Raw genomic sequence first — 2,657 nt, forward strand, 5'->3', positions numbered from 1 at the left:
CGGTAGAAAATCCAGATCATCAAAACGGCCACCGCCAGCATAAGCAGCAAAGAAAAAGGATATCCATAATACCATCTTAATTCCGGCATATTCCACGGAGAAAAGTCAGGATCGAAGTTCATCCCGTAAACGCCTGCGATAAAGCTCAAAGGAATAAAGATCGTGGCGATGAGCGTCAGCCATTTCATCACTTCGTTCATGCGGTTGCTGATCGCTGAGAGGCAGTAATCCCGAAGATCGGCGCACAGTTCCCGGTATGTTTCCGTCAGATCAAGAAGCAAAACCACATGATCCCAGCAATCCCGGAGGTGAACTCTCACGGCGTCCGTGAGGAAATTGGGATAATCGCGAAGCAGGATTTGAACGGCATCCCGGTGGGGCCACAGAATACGGCGCAGATAGAGAAGTTCCCGCCGCAGATCGTGGATTTCGCCCAGGACTTTGCGGGCATCGGCACGCGTCACCTCTTCATCCAACGATTCCAGCTTTTCGCCGAGAAAGTCGAGCACGGGAAAATAGTGGTCGATGACCAGGTCAATCAACGAGTAGGCCAGATATTGCGGGCCGAGCTGACGAAGTGGACTTCCTGGATCGTGAAAGCGTTTTCGGATAGGGGCGAACACATCACCCGGTCGAGGTTGGAAGCTCAGCAGAAAATTTCGGCCAAGGAATAGGCTAATCTGTTCGCTCTCGATAATGCCGTTTTCCGCCACCTGGGGCAGCCGCATGGTGATGAACAGGGTTCCGTCGTACTCTTCCACTTTGGCCCTCTGGTGTGTGTTGACGACGTCTTCCAGGGCCAGTGGATGCAGGTTGAACATTTGGGCGATCTTGGAAATAAGCTGGTTATTTCCCGGCCCGTCGATGTCACACCAGATCCAGCCGGGGCGGCTCAGCCAACTCCGGATCACCTCGGGATGCTGGACCTCCTGTTCTTCGATGGTATCAGGAAGGACATGGGTTAAGGTTATCCTGGAAGGCTGTGGCGTCGGTTCCGCAATGATTGTCCCGGGGGCCGCTCCGGGAGGTGTTCTTCGCCGGATACGGTAGCGCTTGATTCTCCGCGCTTTCCTCGATTCGGGAGAAGCATGAGCGTGCGTCATAAAGCGACGTCCTTATATGCGGTGTCACTGTTACAAGTTTTGCGCGTGAAACGTGGTTGTTCGACATGGCCAAAGGTGCCATCATGATCAGGATGAGGGAACAAGAGTCCGCCAATGTTATCGTACGATAACATTAAAGTGCTCCCCATCTATGATCGGCAATAGGGACGAGGGCCTTTCCAGCGGACGACAAACAGCGACGGGAGGGATTTATGGATGTCTTTGAAGCCATCGAGAAGCGCTACAGTTACCGCGGACCTTTCCGAGATATTCCGATTCCTCGAGAACACCTGCGGAAAATCGTGGAGGCTGGTATCCGCGCACCCTCGGGCAAGAACGCGCAGACCACGAGTTTCGTCATTGTGGACGATCCTCAGCTCATTCACCGGATCGCTTCGCTGTTCGAAAACAAACCTGTTTGCACCACTGCTAAGGCTATGATCGTGTGTGTTACGGATCCGCGGCCCGTGATGGGCAATGTCTCTTTCCATATCGAAGATTGTGCAGCTGCCGTGGAGAACATGCTTCTGGCCATCACGGCCCTTGGGTACGCGACGGTGTGGATCGACGGTGCGCTGCGTTACAACCGAATTGCCGAACGGATTGGAGAAATGCTGGGAGTTCCCTCCGACCTCCATGTCCGCGTCCTCTTGCCAATCGGCGTGCCCGCAGAGCCCGGACAACAGAGGGAAAAACTGCCATTTGAAAAACGCGCCTGGTTCAATCGCTGGGGAGCAGGGGAATAAAGCGTTTCGCTGTTAGAATGTCGCCAGGAGTTTTTCGGTAAGCTTCGGCCAATCTTGGGGAGCAAAGCAGTATTGCATCTGCAGGAACCGGCTGCGGAGCTTGACCACTGCATCAGCGACGCGACGGCCGCGGAGCAAGACATCAGCGATGAGCTCGGCCAGTTCCTGGAAGTCCTGCTCGCGCATGCCGAAGCGTGTCATTTCGGCCACGCCCATGCGAATTCCTGAGCTGGCGGCGAAGTTTTCGTCACCGGGCAGGGCCTGATAATTAACGATGATGTTGGATTCCTCCAGTCGCTCCGCAGCCTCGATTCCCATGTGGGCCCCCACGCGAACCAGCACCTGATGGGTTTCCGTGTAATCAACGGCGGGATTCCCCTCAACCTGAATCCCACAGTTGTGGAGAGCCCTGGCAAATGCCTTGGCGTTTTTGAGCACCTGAGTTTGATAGCTTTCGCGGTAGGTGTTCATCTCCATGGCCGCCAGCAGCAAACCGAGAAGGGTTCCCAGATGATGGTTGCTGAGAAAGCCTGGGAAAGCGCGCCGGCGGATGTGATCCCAAAGCGCGGCGTGCGGTGAGTCTGGATCGAATCGTGCCGCGATGATCCCCCGCTGGGTTCCGTAGAAGGTTTTGTGTGTGGAGCCCGTCACGATATTCGCCCCTTCGGCGAATGGGTCCTGGAAGGCGGGCCCCAGAATACCCAGGACGTGCGCGGCATCGTACATGACCAGCGGCTTCTGCTTGAGCCGGGAGAGGATTTTGCAGATTTCTTTCACCGGCTCACGACAGATGAAAATGCTTTTCCCG

General features: G+C 55.4%; 3 protein-coding genes. 1 reads left to right on the forward strand and 2 read right to left on the reverse strand.

Features of this window, described 5'->3' with window-relative positions; genetic code table 11:
* On the reverse strand, nt 1–1,103 hold a 1,103-nt coding region (gene corA, locus H5U08_RS15215; protein WP_297034915.1), incomplete at its 3' end, for a magnesium/cobalt transporter CorA.
* Nucleotides 1,104–1,315: 212 nt separating this feature from the next.
* On the opposite strand from corA, the gene H5U08_RS15220 reads away from it, so the two are divergent.
* On the forward strand, nt 1,316–1,849 hold the full coding sequence (locus H5U08_RS15220; RefSeq protein WP_297034918.1) for a nitroreductase family protein: 534 nt from the start codon (nt 1,316–1,318) through the stop codon (nt 1,847–1,849).
* A 12-nt stretch (nt 1,850–1,861) separates the two neighbouring features.
* Here H5U08_RS15220 and H5U08_RS15225 read toward each other — a convergent pair.
* A partial coding sequence (locus H5U08_RS15225; protein WP_366494687.1) for an aminotransferase class I/II-fold pyridoxal phosphate-dependent enzyme occupies nt 1,862–2,657 on the reverse strand: 796 nt, incomplete at its 5' end.

It is taken from the genome of Thermogutta sp., assembly GCF_014359955.1.
In the GTDB taxonomy this organism is placed as follows: domain Bacteria; phylum Planctomycetota; class Planctomycetia; order Pirellulales; family Thermoguttaceae; genus Thermogutta.